This is a genomic window from Kitasatospora sp. NPDC054768 (assembly GCF_053612025.1).
The window spans coordinates 21131-42047 of the sequence record NZ_JBSHBN010000075.1 but is presented as its reverse complement, the minus strand read 5'-3'; the positions used below and the strand labels follow the sequence as shown (position 1 = coordinate 42047).

At 73.7% G+C, this 20917-nt stretch carries 17 protein-coding genes; 13 read left to right on the top strand and 4 right to left on the bottom strand.

Features of this window, described 5'->3' with window-relative positions:
• Nucleotides 1-27: 27 nt before the first annotated feature.
• Both ACWGKU_RS22390 and ACWGKU_RS22385 read right to left on the bottom strand, forming a co-directional pair.
• Nucleotides 28-909, bottom strand: coding sequence for a peptidase (locus tag ACWGKU_RS22390; RefSeq protein WP_452177487.1), 882 nt, complete (start codon nucleotides 907-909; stop codon nucleotides 28-30).
• Nucleotides 910-911: 2 nt separating this feature from the next.
• On the bottom strand, nucleotides 912-2240 hold the full coding sequence (locus ACWGKU_RS22385; RefSeq protein ID WP_401054999.1) for a VWA domain-containing protein: 1329 nt from the start codon (nucleotides 2238-2240) through the stop codon (nucleotides 912-914).
• A gap of 164 nt (nucleotides 2241-2404) precedes the next feature.
• On the opposite strand from ACWGKU_RS22385, the gene ACWGKU_RS22380 reads away from it, so the two are divergent.
• The 7 genes from ACWGKU_RS22380 (at nucleotide 2405) to ACWGKU_RS22350 (ending at nucleotide 10884) form a co-directional block, all read left to right on the top strand.
• Complete coding sequence (locus ACWGKU_RS22380; protein ID WP_401054998.1) at nucleotides 2405-3256, top strand: ATP-binding cassette domain-containing protein; 852 nt, start codon at nucleotides 2405-2407, stop codon at nucleotides 3254-3256.
• Nucleotides 3253-3939 carry an ABC transporter gene (locus ACWGKU_RS22375; protein ID WP_452177488.1) on the top strand — a complete coding sequence of 229 codons (687 nt, stop codon included), beginning with the start codon at nucleotides 3253-3255 and terminating at the stop codon, nucleotides 3937-3939. The genes ACWGKU_RS22380 and ACWGKU_RS22375 overlap by 4 nt, the downstream gene beginning before the upstream one ends.
• 171 nt (nucleotides 3940-4110) lie before the next feature.
• Nucleotides 4111-4614 carry a DUF1269 domain-containing protein gene (locus ACWGKU_RS22370; protein ID WP_359899773.1) on the top strand — a complete coding sequence of 168 codons (504 nt, stop codon included), beginning with the start codon at nucleotides 4111-4113 and terminating at the stop codon, nucleotides 4612-4614.
• 131 nt (nucleotides 4615-4745) lie between these two features.
• Entirely contained in the window at nucleotides 4746-6080 is a 1335-nt protein-coding gene (locus ACWGKU_RS22365) for an FtsW/RodA/SpoVE family cell cycle protein (protein ID WP_452179525.1), read from the top strand.
• Nucleotides 6081-6124: 44 nt separating this feature from the next.
• Entirely contained in the window at nucleotides 6125-7585 is a 1461-nt protein-coding gene (locus ACWGKU_RS22360; RefSeq protein WP_452179524.1) for a penicillin-binding transpeptidase domain-containing protein, read from the top strand.
• Nucleotides 7586-7762: 177 nt separating this feature from the next.
• Complete coding sequence (locus tag ACWGKU_RS22355) at nucleotides 7763-9322, top strand: amino acid permease (protein WP_401045961.1); 1560 nt, start codon at nucleotides 7763-7765, stop codon at nucleotides 9320-9322.
• Nucleotides 9323-9450: 128 nt separating this feature from the next.
• Nucleotides 9451-10884, top strand: coding sequence for a glycosyltransferase 87 family protein (locus ACWGKU_RS22350; RefSeq protein ID WP_359899767.1), 1434 nt, complete (start codon nucleotides 9451-9453; stop codon nucleotides 10882-10884).
• Nucleotides 10885-10980: 96 nt separating this feature from the next.
• On the opposite strand, the gene ACWGKU_RS22345 is transcribed toward ACWGKU_RS22350, so the two are convergent.
• Together ACWGKU_RS22345 and ACWGKU_RS22340 are read right to left on the bottom strand one after the other, a co-directional pair.
• On the bottom strand, nucleotides 10981-12729 hold the full coding sequence (locus ACWGKU_RS22345; protein ID WP_401045958.1) for a penicillin-binding transpeptidase domain-containing protein: 1749 nt from the start codon (nucleotides 12727-12729) through the stop codon (nucleotides 10981-10983).
• Nucleotides 12730-12914: 185 nt separating this feature from the next.
• Nucleotides 12915-14723 (bottom strand): dolichyl-phosphate-mannose--protein mannosyltransferase, encoded by a 1809-nt coding sequence (locus ACWGKU_RS22340; protein WP_452179522.1) that lies wholly within the window; start codon nucleotides 14721-14723, stop codon nucleotides 12915-12917.
• A gap of 97 nt (nucleotides 14724-14820) precedes the next feature.
• Between ACWGKU_RS22340 and rsmI the strand changes: the two genes are divergently transcribed.
• The 6 genes from rsmI to ACWGKU_RS22310 all read left to right on the top strand — a co-directional run bounded on the left by rsmI (nucleotide 14821) and on the right by ACWGKU_RS22310 (nucleotide 20802).
• A complete protein-coding gene (gene rsmI, locus ACWGKU_RS22335; protein ID WP_387692635.1) occupies nucleotides 14821-15690 on the top strand; it encodes a 16S rRNA (cytidine(1402)-2'-O)-methyltransferase in 870 nt (289 codons plus the stop codon).
• Nucleotides 15691-15925: 235 nt separating this feature from the next.
• The gene (locus ACWGKU_RS22330) at nucleotides 15926-16351 is read left to right on the top strand and encodes a hypothetical protein (RefSeq protein ID WP_380539298.1); all 426 of its coding nucleotides are present in this window, start codon (nucleotides 15926-15928) and stop codon (nucleotides 16349-16351) included.
• Between the two features lie 84 nt (nucleotides 16352-16435).
• The gene (metG, locus tag ACWGKU_RS22325) at nucleotides 16436-18058 is read left to right on the top strand and encodes a methionine--tRNA ligase (protein ID WP_401046833.1); all 1623 of its coding nucleotides are present in this window, start codon (nucleotides 16436-16438) and stop codon (nucleotides 18056-18058) included.
• 1 nt (nucleotide 18059) lies between these two features.
• Entirely contained in the window at nucleotides 18060-18938 is an 879-nt protein-coding gene (locus ACWGKU_RS22320; RefSeq protein ID WP_380539304.1) for a TatD family hydrolase, read from the top strand.
• 68 nt (nucleotides 18939-19006) lie between these two features.
• Nucleotides 19007-19888: a 16S rRNA (adenine(1518)-N(6)/adenine(1519)-N(6))-dimethyltransferase RsmA gene (rsmA, locus tag ACWGKU_RS22315; protein ID WP_359899756.1), complete on the top strand. Its 882-nt coding sequence runs from the start codon at nucleotides 19007-19009 to the stop codon at nucleotides 19886-19888.
• Nucleotides 19885-20802 carry a 4-(cytidine 5'-diphospho)-2-C-methyl-D-erythritol kinase gene (locus tag ACWGKU_RS22310; protein ID WP_401046837.1) on the top strand — a complete coding sequence of 306 codons (918 nt, stop codon included), beginning with the start codon at nucleotides 19885-19887 and terminating at the stop codon, nucleotides 20800-20802. The genes rsmA and ACWGKU_RS22310 overlap by 4 nt, the downstream gene beginning before the upstream one ends.
• The last annotated feature ends 115 nt before the right edge of the window (nucleotides 20803-20917 follow it).

Sequence of the window (20917 nt, the reverse complement as noted above, 5' to 3'; positions counted from 1 at the left end):
GCGTCCGGCCGGCCCCGCGGGGGTGCCTCAGGGGCGGTCGGAGCCGTGGTAGCTGCCGCTCTGGTGGGAGCCCTGGGCCGGGACGGCGCCGTAGTGGCCGGGCCGGTGGCCGCGCGGGTGCCGGGTCAGCTTGTAGCCGAGGACGCCGGCCAGCGCGGCCAGGAAGCCGCCGGCGATCGTCCAGTACCAGCGGCTGTTCCAGCCGGAGAACCAGCCGGTGTACCAGTGCTCCTCCTGGGCGACCGGGGCGGCCGCCTTGGCCGTGCTCGCGCCGCCGCCGACCGGCGGGACCAGCGGGGCCTTCAGCTCGCCGCCCTCCGGCTGGGCGTTGTCGGCGTCGCCCTTGGCGGCGACGTGCAGCTGGACCGAGGAGGCCAGGCCGAGGTCCGGCTGCGGGACGTCGCTGACCGACAGCCGCACGTAGTAGGTGCCGGGCAGCGGGTCGCCGGACCACGGCTCGGCCCAGGTGCGGACCTCGCGCAGGGTGCAGTTCAGCGCCAGGGCGGCCGTGCTCTGCTCGGCGGTGGCGTTCTGGGTGCCGGCGGTGCACGACTGGCGCCGGCGCAGCCCGTCGAAGACCTCGACGGACCAGGTCTGCGGGCCGTGCCGGTCGGCCGTGGGGGCCAGGTTGACGGTCAGGTCGACCGTCGGGATCTGGCCCTCGGAGGCGCCGAACGCCCAGTACAGGTAGTCACCGGTGGAGACGGAGACGTTGGCGTCCTGGCCGGGGGAGAGGTTGACCGCGGTCAGGAACGAGGTGCCGGCCTTGGTCGCCGGGGCGGGGGTGCCGTTCGCACTCGCCGAGGGGGACGGCGAGGCGGCCGAGGCCGCCGGGGCACCCAGGGCGCTCAGGGCCAGGGCGGGCAGCAGGGCGAGGGCGGCGAGGGCGCCGCGAATCGTCGTACGCATGGTCAGTTCTCCCGCCAGACGGCGATCCGCCAGCGCGCGATCCAGCCGAAGACCAGACCGAAGGCCAGGCCGGCCAGGGTGAGGGTGAGCAGCAGGATCCAGCCGCGGCCGAGGCCCATCGCGGCGCCCTCCGGGGCGGGCGAGGCGGAGGCCAGGTCGACGGTCAGCTCCAGCGGCATGCCGGGGTCGGCCAGGACGCCGTTCTGCGGGGCCAGCGCGTTGCTGACGACCAGGCAGACGGTGGTCTCCGGCTTCTCCTTGGAGCCCTTCGAGGCGGTGGGGCTCGCGGTGACGTAGCCCTTGGAGTCGTCGGTGGACCAGCGCAGGCCGGTGGAGACCACGTCGGTGCGGCCGCTGCCGGCGTCGGTGCCGCGGACCAGCTCCTGGCCGGTCGCGCTGGTGGCCTGGAGCAGCACCCCGTAGTCCCGGGCGACCGGGCGGTCGAGGGCGACGCTGACCGAGGCGCGCAGTTCCTGGCCGGACTTGACCGGGACCTTGTAGACGCGGTGCTCGGAGAACTTCTCGCGGTCGGTGTAGACGCCCGGGGCGAGCACGGGCGCGCTCTCGCACTTGTCGGTGCCGGCGGTCTTGACCGGGGCCACCGTGTAGGTGTCGTTGGAGCGGTCGACCAGCTGCTTCACCTTGTCGGTGAGCTGCTCCTGGGTGCGGACGTCGGTGTAGGTGCCGCCGGTCGCGTTGGCGATGCAGAGCAGCTGCTGGCGGGTCTTGTCGTCGTGGGCCAGGCCCAGGGTGTCGACCACCAGGTGAATGCCCTGGGAGGCGAGCTCGCGGGCGACGTCGCACGGGTCGGGCGGGGTGCAGGTGTCCTCGCCGTCGGTGATCAGCACCACGCGGCGGGTGGTCTCGCCCTTGCCGAGGTCCTGGGCGGCGCCGCGCAGGGCCAGACCGATCGGGGTCCAGCCGGTGGGCCGCAGGGTGGCGACGGCGGTCTTGGCCTCGACCTTGTTGGTCCTGCCGACCGGGAAGAGCTGCCTGGTGTCCAGGCAGCCCTGGGCCTTGTCGTTGCCGGGGTAGTTCGCGCCCAGGGTGCGGATGCCGAACTCGGTCTCCGAGGGCAGTGCGTCGATCACCTCGTTCAGCGACTGCTGGGCCACCGAGATGCGGCTCTTGCCCTGGATGTCCGTGGCGGTCATGGAGCCGCTGACGTCCAGGACGAGGTCGACCCGGGGGGCCTCCTTGGATGCGGGGGCGGCCCCGGCTGATGGTTCGTCGGCGTGGGCGGGCAGGCCGAGGAGCAGCGAGGCGCCCGTTATCGCCAGGGCCGCCAGCAGGCTGCCGAGCCTGGTCTGTGGTCGTCGTCCGGTAGTCACCCGGCCGATCCTAGGGATCATCAGTTCATCGTGGCGAAACGAGTCCGGATCGTGCCTCAACCAGCTCCGGCGCGAACTCCGGCGCATCGGTGCGCAATTCGCTGACGCCGGGCTTACGCGTCGTGGATAGCCTTCCGTACGCATCGGACGGCGGAGGGGGCGCGATGGAGCTGGCGGCGGTCGGCAAGCGGTACGGGCGGCGGGGGCGGTGGATCCTGCGCGGGGTGGACCTGGCGGTCGGGCCGGGGGAGTTGGTGCGGATCGCCGGGCGCAACGGGAGCGGCAAGTCGACGCTGCTGCGGCTGGTCGCCGGGATCGAGCGGCCGAGCACGGGGCGGGTGGTGCGGCCCGGCCCGGCGGCGTACGTGCCCGAGCGCTTCCCGCCGGCGCTGCCCTTCGACGCCTCCTCCTACCTGCTGAGGGTGGGCCGGGTGCACGGGCTGTCGGCGGAGCGGGCGCGGCGGCGGGCGGGGGAGTGGCTGGACCGGTTCGGCGTCGCGGACCGGGCGGGCACGCCGCTGAGCCGGCTGTCGAAGGGCACCTGCCAGAAGGTCGCGGTCGCCCAGGCGCTGCTCCCCGAGGCGCGGGTGCTGCTGCTGGACGAGGCCTGGACCGGGCTGGACCCGCAGGCGCGGGCGGTGCTGGACGAGGCGGCCGCCGAGCGGGCGGCGGCGGGCGGCACGGTGCTGTTCGTCGACCACGACCCGGCCCGGCTGGCCGGGCTGACCAGCGCCGCCTACGGGGTCGGCACGGACGGCGTGCTGCGGCCCGTCGAGGACGGTCCCCAGGAGCCGCCGCGGGACGGGCCGGTGATGGAGGTCGAGGTGGACGTCCCGGACGGCGCCCCGCTTCCTCCGCTGCTGCCGGGGGCGCCGGAGGTCACCGCGCTGGCCGGGACGGCGGTGCGGCTGGCGGTGCCGGCCGCGCACTCGGACGCGCTGCTGCGCCGGCTGCTGCTGGGCCGCCCGGCCGTGCGGGTGCTGGCGGTGCGGCGGCGCGAGGAGGGGCAGCGGTGACGGCGCGGATCGGGGCGCTGACCCGCTACCACCTGGAGCTGCTGCTGCGCTCGCACGCCTGGTTGCCGCCGTTCCTGGCGTACGCGCTGCTGCTGGTGGTCGGGGTGGCGGCGGGCGATCCGCTGCTGGGCGGCCTCGGCTTCGGCGCGGGGGTGCTGCTGCCGGTGAGCGCCTGGTACGTGCGCAGCGTGCTGAGCGCGGAGCCGCCGGCCTCGCGGGCCTGCCTGGTGGCGGCGGCGGGCCCGGTCCGGGTCCAGCTGGGGGCGCTGCTGGCGGCGCTGACGGTGTCGCTGGTGCTGGCGGCCGGCCAGGTGGCGGCGGTCTGGTGGACCAGTGGGCCGGTGGCCGACCCGGGGGCGCGGCAGGAGCCGGGGGCCGGGGCGGCGGTGGCGGCCGGTCTTGCGGCCTCGGTGGTCAGCGCGCTGCTGGGGGTGCTGGCCGGGGCGCTGGCGAACCGTCCGGTGCTGCTCCGCCCGCAGTACGGCATCCCGACGGCGCTGGGGCTGGCCACGCTGCTGCTGGTGGTGCCGGTCTCGCCCGCCAACACGGCGGTGCGCGGTCTGGTGTCGGCGGCCCGGACCGGACGGATCGAGGTGCCGTGGGCGAGCCTGTCGGCCGCCGTCGTCCTGCTGGCCGCGGTGGGGGCGGGGGTGGCGGCGCTGGCCGGGCGGCGGCCGGAGTGACGGCCCCGGGACGGACCGGCGGGCCCGGGCGATTCCGCGAATGGCGGACACACCGCAGCGAATAGTCCTACATATGGATAACCCTCGCTAGGGTGCGGAATCGGGACACGGTGCCACCGCGGTGGCACCGGGACCCGGCCGGCCTGTTCGACACCCTGGAAGGACCCCGCAGTGAGCAACCTCTTCGCGATCGCCTACCCGGACCTCGCCACCGCCCAGGCGGTGCGCGACGAGGCGATCGGGCTCCAGAAGCAGAAGCTGATCGAGCTGGAGGACGCGGTCGTCGTCGAGCGTCGCGCGGACGGCAGGATCAAGCTGCACCAGCAGGTCAGCACGACCGGGGCGGGCGCCGCGAGCGGCGCGCTCTGGGGCGGGGTCATCGGTCTGCTGTTCTTCATGCCCCTGGTGGGCGCGGCGGTCGGCGGTGCGACGGGGGCGGCGGTCGGCGCCTCCACCGACATCGGGGTGGACGACGACTTCATGCGCCAGGTCGGCGAGCACCTCCAGCCCGGCACCGCCGCGGTCTTCCTGCTGGTGCGCAAGGCGACCGCCGACAAGGTCGTCCCGGCGCTGGCCCGGTTCGGCGGCCGGATCATCCAGACCTCGCTCTCGGCCGAGGCCGAGGCCGAGCTGAAGGCGACCGTCGAGGCCTCCCGGGCCCAGGCCGCCGTCTGACCCTCCGCCCGACCGCCGCTCCCGTCGGGGCGGACCGGCCCCGACGCCGGTCCGCCCCGATCGGCATCCCCCGGCCGGCGGCACCGGGCCCTTCCCGATCCCCAGGACGGTCCGTGACGACACCCTCCGCCGTGTCGAGATCCGCCGCCGGGCCGAGCCGGCCGGTGCCGACCGGACGCACCACCGAGCTCGTCCTGGTGATCGGCGCCGTCCTGATCGCCGTGTTCGGCTACGTCGAGGTCGGCGTCGACCTGGACGGCCACGTCCCGGCCGACGCGGCCGAGTACGGTGCCGCGCTCGGCGTGCTCGCCCTGGCGGCCCACGCCGTGGTCCGGTGGCGGGCCCGGTACGCGGACCCGCTGCTGCTGCCGATCGCGGTGTTGCTGAACGGGATCGGGCTGGTGGTGATCCACCGGCTCGACCGGGCCACCCCGGGACGCGCCGCCGCCCCCACCCAGCTGCTCTGGTCGGCCCTGGGGGTGGCGCTGTTCATCGCCGTGGTGCTGCTGGTGCGCGATCACCGGCGGCTGCAGCGCTACGCCTACATCGGGGCGCTGGTGGCCCTGGTCCTGCTGGTGCTGCCGATCTTCTTCCCGCCGGTGTACGGCTCCCGGATCTGGATCGTGATCGGGCCGCTCTCCTTCCAGCCCGGGGAGTTCGCCAAGATCCTGCTGGCGGTCTTCTTCGCCGCCTACCTGGCGGTGCACCGGGACGCGCTGGCGCTCACCGGCCGCCGGATCCGGCGCCTGCAGCTGCCGCCGGGGCGGGTGCTCGGGCCGGTGCTGCTGATCTGGGCGGCGTTCGTCGGCGTCCTGGTGCTGGAGACCGACCTCGGCACCTCGTTGCTGTTCTTCGGCCTGTTCGTGGTGATGCTCTACGTGGCCACCGCGCGCACCGGCTGGATCGCCATCGGCCTGGGCCTGGCCGCGGTCGGGGCGGTGACGGTGGGATGGCTGTCGCCGCACGTGCACAGCCGGGTCACGGACTGGCTGGACCCGCTGGGCTCGATCGAGGCGGGTCGGGGCGCCAACCAGATCGCCCAGTCGCTGTTCGCCTTCGCCTGGGGCGGTGAGCTGGGCACCGGGCTCGGCAACGGGCACTCGGTGCTGATCGGGTTCGCCGCCAAGTCGGACTTCATCCTCGCCACCATCGGGGAGGAGCTCGGGCTGACCGGGCTGATCGCGGTGTTCCTGCTGTACGCGGTGCTGGTCTCGCGGGGCTTCCGGACCGGCATCGCGCTGCGCGACCCGTTCGGGCGGCTGCTGGCGATCGGGCTGGCCGCGATCGTCGGCCTCCAGGTGTTCGTGGTGGCGGGCGGGGTGCTCGCGCTGATCCCGCTGACCGGGATGACCATGCCGTTCATCGCCCAGGGGGGTTCCTCCGTGGTCACCAACTGGATCATCGTCGCGCTGCTCGTGCGGATGAGTGACATCGCGCGCGGGCCCGGGCCCCAGGAGGTCCGGTGACGCGCGTCCGACCCCGGGGCAACGGCCCGCAGGGGCTGCCGGGCATCTCGGTCACCGGGCGCCGGGCGGGCACCTTCTGCCTGCTGCTGGTCGCGGCGCTGTGCGCCCAGGCCACCCGGGTGCAGGTGTTCCAGGCGAAGGACCTCGACCGCAACAGCGCCAACCAGCGGCTCACCATCGAGCGGTACGCCCGGCCGCGCGGCGACATCCTGGTCGGCGCGGACCCGGTGACCGGCTCCGTACCGACCGGCGGCCGGTACGCGTACCGGCGCAGCTACACCGACGGCCCGACCTACGCGGCCGTCACCGGCTTCGCCTCGCAGGCGTACGGCACCACCCAGCTGGAGGGGACCGAGGACGAGCTGCTGACCGGCACCGACGGCCGGCTGGCGGGCTGGTCGCTCCGGGACGCCGTGGCCCGCCGGCAGAACCCCGGCGGCGACGTCCGCACCACGCTGAACCGGGCCGCCCAGCAGGCCGCGATGCGCGGGCTCGGCGACCAGAAGGGCGCGGTCGCCGCGATCGAACCGGCCACCGGGCGGATCCTGGCGCTGGCCAGCACGCCCTCCTACGACCCGGGCGCCTTCGCCGGGCACGGCGCCGACGACCAGGAGGCCTGGAACCGCCTGCAGGCCGACGCCGACGAGCCGATGCTCAACCGGGCGCTGCGCCAGACGTACCCGCCGGGCTCGACCTTCAAGGTGGTCACCGCCGCGGCCGCGCTGGCCGACGGGGTGGTCACCGACCCGGACGCGCCGACCGGGGCGCCCTTCCCGTACGTGCTGCCCGGCACGACCACGCCGCTGGTCAACGACACCCCGGTCTGCGACCGGCCGGGCCTGTCGCTGGCCGCCGCGATGACCGCCAGCTGCAACGGCGTGCTCGGCTACCTGGGGGTGCGGACCGGGCTGGACCGGATGGCCGGGATGGCCGCGAACTTCGGCTTCAACGACCCGGGGCTGGACGTCCCGGTGCGCGCGGCCCGGTCGAACTTCGACACCCGGATGGACGAGTCGCAGCTGGCGCTCTCCTCGATCGGGCAGTTCGACACGGCGGCCACCCCGCTGACGATGGCGATGGTCGCGGCGGGGGTCGCCAACGACGGGACGGTGATGCGTCCACAGCTTGTGGACAGGCTGACCAGGAGCGACGGCACCACGGTGCGGCTGATGCGGCCGTCCGTGTACAAGCGGGCGATGACCCCGGCGGTGGCCGCGCAGGTGCGCGGGCTGATGACGGACGTGGTGGAGAACGGCACCGGCGGCAACGCCCGGATCGCCGGGGCGGTGGTCGGCGGCAAGACCGGGACGGCCCAGCACGGGGTGGACAACAGCGGGACGCCGTACGCCTGGTTCATCGCCTGGGCCGGGCCGGCCGGCTCGGACGCGGTGCCGCCGGTGGCGGTGGCCGTGGTGGTCGTGGACAGCGGGGCCACCGATGTCACGGGTGGTGCCCTGGCCGCGCCGATCGCCCGGTCGGTGATGCGGGCGGTGCTCGGCGGGTGATCACCGCAGGGCGCCGGCCTGCTGCTTTAATCGCCGGGAGGTAGAAGCGCCGTTTACGAAGTGTCCGGTTTGTACATCACTGTGCGCCAATTCGGACAATGCGCCGGTTGGGACTGTTCGTTTGCGACACTGGTGCTTTCGCCGGGTACTGTCCCATGTTTGTTCGGTTGATCCCCGATGACACCCCAGGGTGTTTCGGGTGACCAGCCACCAGGACACCCTCCCCCGCCCAGAAGGACCGCAGTTTTGGCCAGCAACACCCTTGGTGCGCGTCTGCTGCGACGCAAGCCCGTCTCGACACTGATCGCCGAGACCGAAGGCAAGAACTCCCTCCCGGCCGGTGCGCCCGAGGAGGGCGGGCGCTCCGGCATCCACCTGCGCCGTTCGATCGGGCTGTGGCAGCTGTCCTCGATCGGCATCGGCGCCACCATCGGCACCGGCATCTTCTTCGTGCTGAACACCGCGGTGCCCTCGGCCGGCCCGGCCGTCATCCTGTCCTTCGTGATCGCCGCGGTCACCGCCGGACTCACCGCGCTCTGCTACGCCGAGATGGCCTCCGCGATCCCGGTCTCCGGCTCCTCGTACTCCTACGCCTACGCCACCCTCGGCGAGGGCGTCGCCTTCGGCGTCGGCATCTGCCTGCTGATGGAGTACGGCGTCTCCGCCTCCGCGATCGCGGTGACCTGGGCCGAGTACCTGAACAAGTTCTTCGACCTGGCCTTCGGGTTCACGATCCCCGAGGAGCTCTCCGGCGCGCCGGACAGCACCCACTGGTTCAACCTGCCGGCGCTGCTGCTGGTCGCCATGGTCTGCGTCCTGCTGATCCGCGGCGTCAGCGAGTCCGTCAAGGTCAACGCGGTGATGGTCGCGATCAAGATCCTGATCCTGCTGATGTTCATCGGCGTGGCGCTCACCGGCTTCCACTCCGGCAACCTGAGCCCGTTCATGCCGCTCGGCTTCAGCGGCGTCCAGATCGCCGCGTCCAGCATCTTCTTCTCCTTCATCGGCCTGGACGCCGTGTCCACCGCCGGCGAGGAGGTCAAGAACCCGCGCCGCACCCTGCCGATGGCGATCATCATCTCGCTGGTCGTGGTGACCCTGCTCTACATCCTGGTCGCCCTGGCCGGCATCGGCGCCCAGCCCTGGCAGAAGTTCGACGGCCAGGAGGCCGGCCTCGCCCAGATCCTCCAGGACATCACCGGCCAGAGCTGGCCCGCGATGGTCTTCGCCTTCGGCGCGATCGTCTCGATCTTCAGCATCACCCTCGTGGTGATCTACGGCCAGACCCGCATCCTGTACTCGATGGGCCGCGACGGCATGCTGCCCAAGCGCTTCGCCCAGCTCTCCCCGCGCACCGGCACCCCGGTCTGGAACACCATCGTGGTGGGCCTCGGCGTCGGCGCGCTGGCCGCGTTCATCCCGCTGCGGGTCCTGGCCGACATCACCAGCCTGGGCACGCTCATCGCCTTCTCGGTGGTCTCCATCGGCGTGATCGTGCTGCGCCGCACCCAGCCCGACCTGCCGCGCGGCTTCAAGGTGCCCGGCTACCCGGTCGTCCCGCTGATCAGCGTCGGCTTCTGCATCTACCTGGTCACCGGCCTGCACGCCGACACCTTCCGGGCCGGGGCGATCGCCCTCGCCGTCGCCCTGGTCGTCTACTTCGGCTACAGCATCAGGCACTCCCGGCTGGAGCAGGCCGAGCAGCCGTCCGTGTCCTCGGACAGCTCCGCCGACTGACCCGGAAGCAGAACCCGGGTGAAGGGCCGCCGGCCGCCGAGGCGGCCGACGGCCCTTTTCCCGCCAACGCCCGTCCGGTGTCCAACGCCATGGCGACAGGGCCCGGCTCCCACCCATAACCTTCCACCATGGTGAGCACCCGCACGCCCGGCTACTTCCGCCCGCGCGGCCGCTTCACCGGCCGCAGCAGAACGCCGGCCCAGACCTCCGCGACCGAGGCGTCGTCCGGACCCGGACGACCGCCGCGCGGCTTCTCCGTCCGCCCCTTCCCCCGACAGCGTGGCGAGAGCACCTTTCCGCCCACGCCCGATCGGCTGAATGGCGCCCGGCTCGCCGGGCTCGCCTCGATGCGGACCGTCCAACTGCTCGGCTGCCTGGTCGCGGCCGGCTGGGCCGCCGCCTTCCCGCTCGTGTCCGACCTGGCCAACCAGCGGCTGTGGGGCCTGATCGCGGCCCCCGCCTACGTCCTGGCCGGACTGCTCTGCCTGACCCTGCCGCGTCGCTTCGCGGCCCGCGCCGCCGCCTCGGTCGCCCTCGTCGGGGCCGTCCTGGTCCCGCTGGCCCTGCTCGCCCTGAACGGTCGCCACCAGTCCGAGGTCATGGTGGTCGAACGCTCGGCCCACCTGCTGCTCACCACCGGCACCGCGTACCTGCCGCACCCGGTGGTGGTCACCGACTACAACCCGTACCTGCCGGCGATGTCCCTGTTCGGGATGCCGCGCCAGCTGCTCGGCGACTCCACCGCCTTCGCGAGGGTCGCCGGGGACGCCCGGATCTGGTTCGCGCTGACCTTCTTCGTCTGCCTGCTGGCCGCCTGGCGGCTGCTGCGGCCCGCCCGCCCCGGCGGCGGCGACCCGCGCGCGCCGCTGCTGCCGCTGGCCGTCCTCACCGCCTCGCCGCTGATCGCGCTCGCCCTGGCGGTCGGCGGGGTGGACCTGCCGCTGATCGGGGTCTGCTGCCTGGCCATGGCGCTCGCCGAGCGGGACCGCACCGTCGGCGCCGGACTGGTGCTCGCCCTCGCCTGCACCCTGAAGTGGACGGCCTGGCCCGCGCTGCCGGTCGCCGTCCTGCTGCTCTGGCGGCTGTACGGCCGCCGCCCCGCGGCCCGGACCGCGCTGATCGGGGTCGGGGTGAGCACGCTGGTGATCCTGCCCTCCGCGCTGGCCCAGCCGGACGCGCTGCGCGAACAGGTGGTGCGCTTCCCGCTCGGGATGACGGCGATCCGCACCCCGGCGGGCAGCCCGCTGCCCGGCAAGGTGCTGGCCGGCTTCGGACCGACCGGGCACGCGATCTCGCTGGCGCTGATGACCGTGGCCCTGGTCGCGGTGGCCATCTGGCTGCTGGCCCGGCCGCCGGTCTCGGCGATCGCCGCGGCGGACCTGCTGGCCGCCGGGCTCGCCATCGCCTTCATGCTGGCCCCGGCCGGGCGGTTCGGGTACCTGGCGCTGCCGGTGGTGCTGATGATCTGGCCCCGGCTGGCGGCCCGCCGCTGGAGCAGCCGGCGCCCGGTCCCGCCCGGCCGGGTGCGGGGCAGGCCGCAGCCCGCGCTGCCGCGCGGCTGAGAAAGCCCCGGCCCGCCCTGCCGTGAGGCCGGGCGGGCCGTTCGCTCGGGGGCCGTTCGCCCGGGGCCGGTCGCCCGGGGCCGTTTGCCCGGGGGCCTACCGGCCGGCGGCCTTCAGGATGGAGGCGACGGCCGGGCCGGCCGCGTCCACGCCGTGGCCGCCGCCCTGGACCTCGGCGGCCACCGCGAGGTTGCCCCGGTAGGCGGTGAACCAGCTGTTGGTGACGTCGACCCCGGCGACCTCGGCCGAGCCCGTCTTGGCGCCCGCGTTGTCGGTGATGCCGGCCATCACGTCCTTGGCGGTGCCGCCGGTGGCGGTGGCCGCCATCATCGCCTTCAGCTTGGCGTCCACGTCGGGGGAGAGCGGGCGGGCGGCCTTCTGCTGCGGCAGCTCCGCCACCAGGATCGGCTGCTTGAACTCGCCGCTCTGCACGGTGGCGGCGACCGAGGCGATGGCCAGCGGGTTCATCTGGACCTTGCCCTGGCCGATGTAGTTCATGGCCTGCTCGTCCTTGCTGCCCGGCGTCGGCGGCACCTTGCCGTCGGTGTTGGGCAGGCCGGTCTTCCACTCCAGGCCGATGCCGAACACGTCCTTGGCCGTGCCGGACAGCGTCTCGGGCTTGAGGCTGGCCAGCCCCTGATTGATGAAGGCGGTGTTGCAGGACATCATGAAGTCCTGCTGGAGCGTGTTGTTCGGGAAGGCGCCCGGGAACGAGTTCGGGATCGGGTGCGCGTTGCCGCTCTTCTCCGGGCAGGCCACCACGGTGTCCGGGTTGACCCCGTTCTCCAGCAGCGCCGCCGAAGTGATGATCTTCATCGTCGAACCCGGCGCGAGCAACCCGGTGAAGGCCCGGTTCTGTCCGTTGGCCGGCGAGTTGGCGAAGGCCAGCACCTGACCGGTGCTCGGCTCGATCGCCACGACGGAGGCCGGCTTGCCGCCCAGGTCGGTCATCGCCTTCTCGGCGGCGGCCTGCAGGGTGTTGTCGATGGTCAGCTTGAACGGCTTGCCGGGCTTCGGCTCGACGATGGTGAACAGCTTGTCCTGGGCGCCCTTGCCGGCCGGGTCGGAGATCACCACGGCGCTGCCCGCGTCCTGGTCCTTGGCCGGGTCCGGCGGCAGCAGCTTGTTGGCGTTCTCCTGGAGGGTGGTCATCAGCGCCTGGGTGAGCGAGGCGCCCTGGACCGGCTTGCCGTTGCGGTCCACCACCGTGGACGGCGGGGCGAAGACCGGCTGGACGGCGATGGTCTCGTTGCCGGACAGGTGGGGGTGGATCACCGACGGCGCCCAGTGCACGGCCGGGGTGTCGTCGCTCATCTTCACGACGCCGAGGAAGCCCTGGTAGTCCCAGGCCCGGCTGGTGCCCGCGAACTCGGCGCGCGCCTTGTAGGACATCAGGGTGCCGGTGGGGCCGGGCGTGGCGGTGGCGGACGGCGTGTCGGTCGCACCCGGCGTCGCGGAGGCCCCGGCGGACGGCTTGGCGGCGGGGGCGGGGGTGCCGGTGGCGGCGGAGAAGACCTGCTGGGTGGTCGGGCCGAACGGGGTGAGGGTCAGCGCGCTCGGCTTGACCTGGTCGCGGAAGGCGGTCAGACCGGCCGTGGCCGCGGCCGGGTCGTCGGTCAGCGAGGCCGCCTTGGCGATGTCGCCGGCCGCCCAGGCCGTCAGGAAGTCCTTCAGACCGGCTGTCGCCTGCTCGGCCGACGGCGGCTCGGCGACCACGGTGCGCGGCTTCTTGCCGCCGGAGCCGCCGTCCGAGTCGTTCATCAGGCTGTACGCGCCGTAGCCGCCGCCCGCGAGGACGGCGATGGACACGCCGGTGATGATGCCGATCTTCGCGCCACTGCGCATGGTGCAGGTCCCCCAGGGGTCTCGCGGCCGGGCGCAACCGGCCGGGGCCGGAAACGCGGTACCCCCCCACCCTAGGCAGCACGGATCGGTGCGCCGGCGAATCGCCCGGCACTTGTGACGGATCTGGTACGTGTTGTGCACCGCATACGGACGAATCGCGGGAACCCGGTGTGCCCCGGGGCGGATCAGATCCAGGTGTTGAACCACATCCGGCGGCGCCAGTCCTCCAGCGGGATGGTCTGCCCGGTGAACAGCGGGAAGAAGAAGAGGAAGTTCCAGAGGATCAGCAGGATCAGCAGGCCGGCCGCCGCGGAACCGATGATCCGGCGGTCCCGGGAGGCGCCGGGCGGCCCGATCAGCGCGCCGATCAGCATGGTCACCGCGAGCACCAGGAACGGGACGAAGACCACCGCGTAGAAGAGGAAGATCGTCCGCTGCTGGTAGGCGAACCAGGGCAGGTAGCCGGCGGCCAGGCCGCAGAGCAGCGCGCCGGCCCGCCAGTCCCGCCGGGCCGCCCAGCGCCACAGGCAGTAGGCCAGCGCCACCAGGCCCGTCCACCACAGCAGCGGGGTGCCGATGCCCAGCACCTCGCGGGCGCAGTCGGCGGCGGTGCAGCCGGCCTGGCCGTACTTGGGGGACTCGTAGAAGAAGGACACCGGCCGGCCCAGCACCAGCCAGGACCACGGGTTGGACTGGTAGGTGTGCGGGTCGCTCAGGCCGACGTGGAAGTCGTAGACCGTCGAGTGGTAGTGCCACAGGGAGCGCAGGGCCTCGGGTATCCACGGGAAGTCGGTGGAACGGCCGACCGCCCAGTCCCGGCCCCAGCCGCCCTGGCCGGGGGCGGTGCTGCTGGCGAACCAGCCCCACCAGGACGCGATGTAGACCGCGACCGACACCACGACGACCGAGACGAAGGCCGGCACCACGTCCCGGGCGAGCACCGCCAGGAACGGGCGCGGGGCGCCGGCCAGACGGCGGGCGCCGACGTCCCAGAGCACGGTCATCAGGCCGAAGGCCGCCGCGACGTACAGGCCGCTCCACTTGGTGGCGCAGGTCAGGCCGACGCAGACGCCGGCCGCGATCCGGTACGGGCGCCAGCCCAGGTTCAGCCGCTGGGCGAGCCGCGGGTCCTCGACGCCGCCCAGCCTCCGCGCCAGCAGGGCCCGGGTGCGGTCGCGGTCCAGCAGCAGGAAGCCGAAGGCGGCGAGGGTCCAGAACATCACCACCAGGTCGAGCAGGGCGGCCCGGCTGAGCACCAGGTGCAGGCCGTCCACCGAGAGCAGCAGGCCCGCCACGCAGCCCAGCAGGGTGGAGCGGAACATCCGGCGGGCGATCCGGGCCACCATCAGCACCGACAGGGTGCCGAGCAGGGCCACCGCGAACCGCCACCCGAAGGGGTTCATGCCGAACAGCTGCTCGCCCGCACCGATGATCCACTTGCCCACCGGCGGGTGCACCACGTACGAGGGCGTCGTCCGGTACGGGACGGCCGCGCCCGGCGTCATGATCGTGGCGTTGGCGTCCTCCGGCCAGCTGATCTCGTAGCCGCCGTGCCAGAGCGCGTACGCGTCCTTGGCGTAGTACGTCTCGTCGAAGATGATCGCGTGCGGCTGCCCGAGGTTCGTGAACCGCAGCAGGCCGGCGAACACCGCCACCGCGACCGGGCCGAGCCAGCCGGCCCAGCGGCAGAGGAAGAACCACAGGCCCTGCGGCAGCGAGACGCCCATCCGCAGCAGCAGCGGCGACTGCGGCACGTCCCGGGGCGTCACCCGGGGGCCGTCCGGCATCGGCGGCGCCAGGCGCTCGGCGAGCGTCGCCGTGGCGCGGGCGGTCCAGCCGTACCCGGCCAGGCGCTCGCGCCAGCCGGCCGGCCCGGACCGCGGCGCGGGCCCGGTCTGGGGCGAGCGGGGGGACGGCAGGCCGACACCGCCGTACGCGGAGTGGTCCGTACCAGTGGGCGTCTGGGCCGCCGTGTCGCCGTTCATCCGCCACATCGTAGGGGCGCTCTTCGTACGCGTGTCCGCTCCCTCGGAAGCTGACCGAATCGTCACCAAAAGCCCCGGGCACGCGACAGCTGCAAGGATGGGGACCGTGACAGGAGTACTCGTTCTCGCAGGCACCCCCATCGGCGACGTCTCGGACGCCCCGCCCCGGCTCGTCAACGAACTGGCCACGGCGGACGTGATCGCGGCCGAGGACACCCGGCGGCTGCGCCGGCTCACCCAGGCCCTGGGGGTGACCCCGGCCGGGCGGGTGGTCTCCTACTTCGAGGGCAACGAGGTCGGCCGCACCCCCGAACTGGTCGAGGCGCTGCTCGGTGGCGCCCGGGTGCTGCTGGTCACCGACGCCGGCATGCCCTCGGTCTCCGACCCCGGCTACCGGCTGGTCGCCGCCGCCGTCGCCGCCGACGTCAAGGTCACCGCGGTGCCCGGGCCCTCGGCGGTGCTCACCGCGCTCGCGCTGTCCGGCCTGCCGGTGGACCGCTTCACCTTCGAGGGATTCCTGCCGCGCAAGAACGGCGACCGCGCCCGGCAGCTCGCCACGATCGCCGCCGAGCCGCGCACCATGGTCTTCTTCGAGGCGCCGCACCGGATCGCCGAAGCGCTCACGGCGATGGCCGAGGCGTTCGGGCCCGAGCGTCCGGCCGCCGTCTGCCGCGAACTCACCAAGACCTACGAGGAGGTCAAGCGCGGGCCGATCGGCGAACTGGCGGCCTGGGCGGCCGAGGGCGTCAGGGGCGAGATCACCGTCGTGGTCGCCGGCGCCCCGCCGGCCGCGCCCCAGGAGCTGACCCCGGCCGAGCTGGCCCGGCTGGTCGCCGTCCGCGAGGAGGCCGGGGAGCGCCGCAAGGAGGCCATCGCGGCCGTCGCGGTGGAGCTCTCGCTGCCCAAGCGGGAGGTCTTCGACGCGGTCGTGGCGGCGAAGCGGGAAGGCCTGGGAGGAGCCCCGGGACAGGGGTGAATACCGGGGGTTGCGTTGCTCACGGGGAGTCGTACCGTGGAGGGAAGGCCCCGGTAAACACCCGCTGAGCTGAAGCTTCGGTCGCGGTTTTCGGTCCCGGGGAGGCCCTTCGTATAGGGCTCCCCAACCGGCATCCAAGTCTTCACAAGTGGGGCGTCACCCGGGGATGTCCGGGCATTTCCTGGAAGGGAAAGACCCAGCCGGGCGAGCGTCCGGCGGGCGCTGGGAGACGGCCATGAGCGATGTTGTCGGTAGCCCGCGCAGTGGCAACGCACTGAGCACCGCCGGTCTGGCCGGCCGGCCGCACACTCCCGTCGAAACCGTACGGGAGGCCTACTCCTTCGCGTGCCTGCGCTGCGGGTACGGCTGGGAGCAGGCGTACGACATCGAGCACCACGTGGCCAAGGACGGCCACGTCGTGTTCGAGTACCACGCCAACGGCGTCCGGGTGCCGTCCCCGCTGCTCAAGCCGACCTGCCCGGGGTGCGGCGGCCACACCGTGCGGATCATGCGCGAGGGCCGGGTGGCCACCGCCGACCAGCAGTGGCAGCACGCCCCCGGCTACCCGGCGCACGCCGAGCCGGCCGGGCCGCCCCCGGTGGCCGAGCCCGTCCGGCCGCGCGGACGCTGGGCCCGGTTCTGGTCGCGGCTGCTGGGCTGACACCGGGGCGACGAGGAGGGACCGCCCCCGGCCGGGAACAACTCGGTCGAGGGCGGCCCGCGCGCCCGACTAAGCTTTCCGACCATGGCGGCCACTGCAGACCACAGCACCACCGGGGCGACCGCCCCGGCGTACTACGTTTCCACCCCGATCTACTACGTCAACGATCGCCCGCACCTGGGCCACGCGTACACCACCGTGGCGGGCGACGTCCTCACCCGCTGGCACCGCCAGCGCGGCGAGAAGGTGTGGTACCTGACCGGCACCGACGAGCACGGTCAGAAGATCATGCGGACCGCCGAGGCGAACGGCGTCAGCCCGCAGCAGTGGTGCGACAAGCTGGTCGAGGAGGCCTGGAAGCCGCTCTGGGAGCACCTGGAGATCGCCAACGACGACTTCATCCGCACCACCGAGGAGCGGCACACCGCCCGGGTGCAGGAGTTCGTCCAGGACCTGTACGACAAGGGCGAGATCTACAAGGGCGGCTACTCCGGCCCGTACTGCGTCGGCTGCGAGGAGTTCAAGCTCCCGGCCGAGCTGCTCGACGGCGCGACCGCGGACGAGAAGCTCTGCACCGTGCACAAGCGGCCGGTCGAGTGGCTGGAGGAGGAGAACTACTTCTTCCGCCTCTCCGCCTACGGCCCGCGGCTGCTGGAGTTCTACGCGGCGAACCCGGACTTCATCCAGCCCGCCTCGGCCCGCAACGAGGTGCTGCGCTTCGTCGAGCAGGACCTCAAGGACCTCTCGATCTCCCGCTCCACCTTCGACTGGGGCGTCCCGCTGCCCTGGGACGAGAAGCACGTCCTGTACGTGTGGGTGGACGCGCTGCAGAACTACATCACCGCGGCCGGCTACGGCAGCGACCCGGAGCGCTTCGCCGAGCTGTGGCCCGCCTCGGTCCACCTGGTCGGCAAGGACATCCTCCGCTTCCACGCCGTCATCTGGCCCGCCATGCTGATGGCCGCCGGGCTGCCGCTGCCCAAGCGGGTCGTCGCCAACGGCTGGCTGATGGTCGGCGGCGAGAAGATGTCCAAGTCCAACCTGACCGGCATCGCGCCCACCGACCTGACCTCGCACTTCGGCGTGGACGCGTACCGCTACTACTTCCTGCGGGCGATCCCGTTCGGCACCGACGGCTCGTTCTCCTGGGAGGACTTCACCGCCCGGTACACCTCCGAGCTGGCCAACGACTTCGGCAACCTGGCCTCCCGGGTCGCCGCGATGGTCGGCAAGTACTTCGACGGGGTGCTGCCCGCCGCCACCGCCGCCGGTGACGCCGAGCAGGCCGTCGCGGACGGGCTGACCGCGGCGGTCGCCGCCGCCGACCTGAAGATCGGCGAGGAGCTGGACTTCGCCGGCGGCCTCGCGGCGATCTTCGAGTTCGTCAAGCAGGTCAACGGCTACCTCACCACGCAGGAGCCGTGGAAGGTCGCCAAGGACGAGTCCGAGGAGGGGCAGGCCCGCCTGGCCACCATCCTCTACACCGCCGCCGAGGCGCTGCGCGCCACCGCCGTGCTGCTCAACCCGGTGATGCCGTCCACCGCCGAGAAGCTGTGGGCCTCGCTGGGCGCCGAGGCCGCCGGGCTGGGCGCGCTCGGCGCGCAGACCGTCGCCACCGCGGCCGACTGGGGCCGGCTGCCCGTCGGTGCCACCGTCACCAAGGGCGAGATCCTCTTCCCGCGCCTCGAAGAGAAGCCGACCGCCTGACATGGCCGCCAAGGACGACGCCCGGTCGACCCCGCCGCCGCTGCCGGAACCCCTGGCCGTGGCGGTGGCCGACTCGCACACCCACCTCGACATGCAGTCCGGCACCCCGGCCGAGGGCCTGGCGAAGGCCGCCTCGGTCGGCGTCACCACGGTGGTCCAGGTGGGCTGCGACGTGCCCGGCTCGCGCTGGGCCGCCGAACTGGCGGCCCAGTACGAGCAGGTGCACGCGGCCGTCGCCCTGCACCCGAACGAGGCGCCGCGGATCTTCCTCGGCGACGCCGACGGCTGGTCCGGGCAGCAGCGGAAGGCCGGCGGCGCCGCCGCGCTGGACGAGGCGCTCGCCGAGATCGACCGGCTCGCCGCCCTCCCGCAGGTGGTGGCGGTCGGCGAGACCGGCCTGGACTACTTCCGCACCGGGCCGGAGGGCGTGGAGATCCAGAAGGAGTCGTTCCGCCGCCACATCGAGATGGCCAAGCGGCACGGCAAGGCCCTGGTCATCCACGACCGCGACGCCCACGAGGACGTCATCGCCGTCCTGCTGGCCGAAGGCGCCCCGGAGCGGACGGTCTTCCACTGCTACTCCGGCGACGCCGGGATGGCCGAGGTCTGCGCCGAGCACGGCTGGTACCTCTCCTTCGCCGGCCCGGTCACCTTCAAGGCCAACCAGCCGCTGCGCGACGCCCTGCTCGCCACCCCGCTGGACCGGATCCTGGTCGAGACCGACGCCCCGTTCCTCACCCCGCACCCCTACCGCGGCCGCCCGAACGCCCCGTACCTGATCCCGGTCACGGTCCGCTCGATGGCCGCCACCCTGGGCCTGGCCGAGGACGAGCTGTGCACGGCCGTCGCGGCGAACACCGCCAGGGCCTTCGGGTACTGAGCCCGAGGCCGGGGCCCGTCCGGATCGGCGCGTCCGGACGGCGGCCCCCGCGCCCGTATCCTTGGCGCGTGAGCACCACCGACCCCACCCCTGACAGCCACCTTCTGGGCGCCGCCGACATCCGGGAGCTGGCCGCCGCGTTCGGCGTGAAGCCGACCAAGCAGCGCGGGCAGAACTTCGTCATCGACGGCAACACCGTGCGGCGGATCGTCCGGGCCGCCGACGTGACGGAGCAGGACACGGTGGTGGAGGTCGGGCCCGGGCTCGGCTCGCTCACCCTGGCACTGCTGGAGGTGGCGCGGCACGTCACCGCGGTCGAGATCGACCCGGTGCTGGCGCGGCACCTGCCGGACACCGTCGCCGCCCGGATGCCGGGCAAGGCGGACTCCTTCGACCTGGTGTTCAGCGACGCCATGGAGGTCACCGAGCTGCCCGGGCCCGCGCCCACCGCGCTGGTCGCCAACCTCCCGTACAACGTCGCCGTGCCCGTCCTGCTGCACATGCTGGCGACCTTCCCCAGCATCGAGCGGACCCTGGTGATGGTGCAGAGCGAGGTCGCCGACCGGCTCGCCGCCAAGCCGGGCAACAAGGTGTACGGCGTCCCGTCGGTCAAGGCCAACTGGTACGCCGACGTGAAGCGGGCCGGCGCCATCGGGCGGAACGTCTTCTGGCCCGCCCCCAACGTCGACTCCGGGCTGGTCTCGCTGATCCGCCGCGAGCCGCCGAGGACCACCGCCAGCCGCGAGGAGGTGTTCGCGGTCGTCGACGCCGCGTTCGCCCAGCGGCGCAAGACCCTGCGCGCCGCGCTGGCCGGCTGGGCGGGCTCCGCCGCCGGGGCCGAGCAGGCGCTCGCGGCGGCCGGCATCGACCACAAGCTGCGCGGCGAGATGCTGACGGTCGAGCAGTTCGCCGCGATCGCCGAGCACAAGCCCGCCAAGGACGCCGTGTGATCACCGTACGGGTACCGGCCAAGGTCAACGTCCAGCTGGGGGTCGGCGGCCTGCGCGCCGACGGCTTCCACGACCTGGCCAACGTCTTCTTCGCGGTCGCCCTCGGGGACGAGGTCACCGCCACCGCCGGGGAAGGCGTGACACTGAGCTGCTCCGGCCCGGACGCCGCCGTCGTCCCGCTCGACGACAGCAACCTCGCCGCCCGCGCCGCCCGGCTGCTCGCCGCCCACCACGGCATCGCCGACCCGGGCGTGCACCTGCACATCGCCAAGGCCATCCCGGTGGCCGGCGGCATGGCCGGCGGCAGCGCCGACGGCGCGGCGGCGCTGGTCGCCTGCGACGCGCTCTGGCAGCTGGACACCCCGCTGCCGGTGCTGCTGGAACTGGCCGCCGAACTCGGCTCCGACGTGCCGTTCGCCCTGCTCGGCGGCGTCGCGCTCGGCCGCGGCCGGGGCGAGATCCTGGAGCCGCTGACCACCGGGGGCACCTTCCACTGGGTCTTCGCGGTCGCCGAGGGCGGCCTGTCCACCCCCGCCGTGTTCCGCGAGTGCGACCGGCTGCGCGAGGAGGCCGGCACCGGCTCCAGCGACACCGACGTGCCCACCCCGGACGCCGACCCGGCGCTGCTCGACGCCCTCGCCCACGGTGACGCCGTCGCCCTGGCCGACGCGCTCGCCAACGACCTCCAGCCCGCCGCGCTCTCGCTGCGCCCCGCACTCGCCGCCACCCTGCGCGCCGGCACCGAGGCGGGCGCGCTCGGGGCCCTGGTCTCCGGCTCCGGGCCGACCTGCGCCTTCCTGGTCAAGGACGCCGACGCCGCCGCCGCGGTGGCCGGGGCGCTGCGGGCCTCCGGCACCTGCCGGACCGCGCACGCCACCCACGGACCGGTGCCGGGGGCCTCCCTGGTGGACTGACGCGGTGAGGGCGCCACCCACGGACCGGTGCCGGGGCGTCCCCGGCGGACCGACGCGGTGAGGGCGCTCCGGCGGGCCCATTAGGCTGGAGAGATCGGGGTGTCCCGACAGGGGC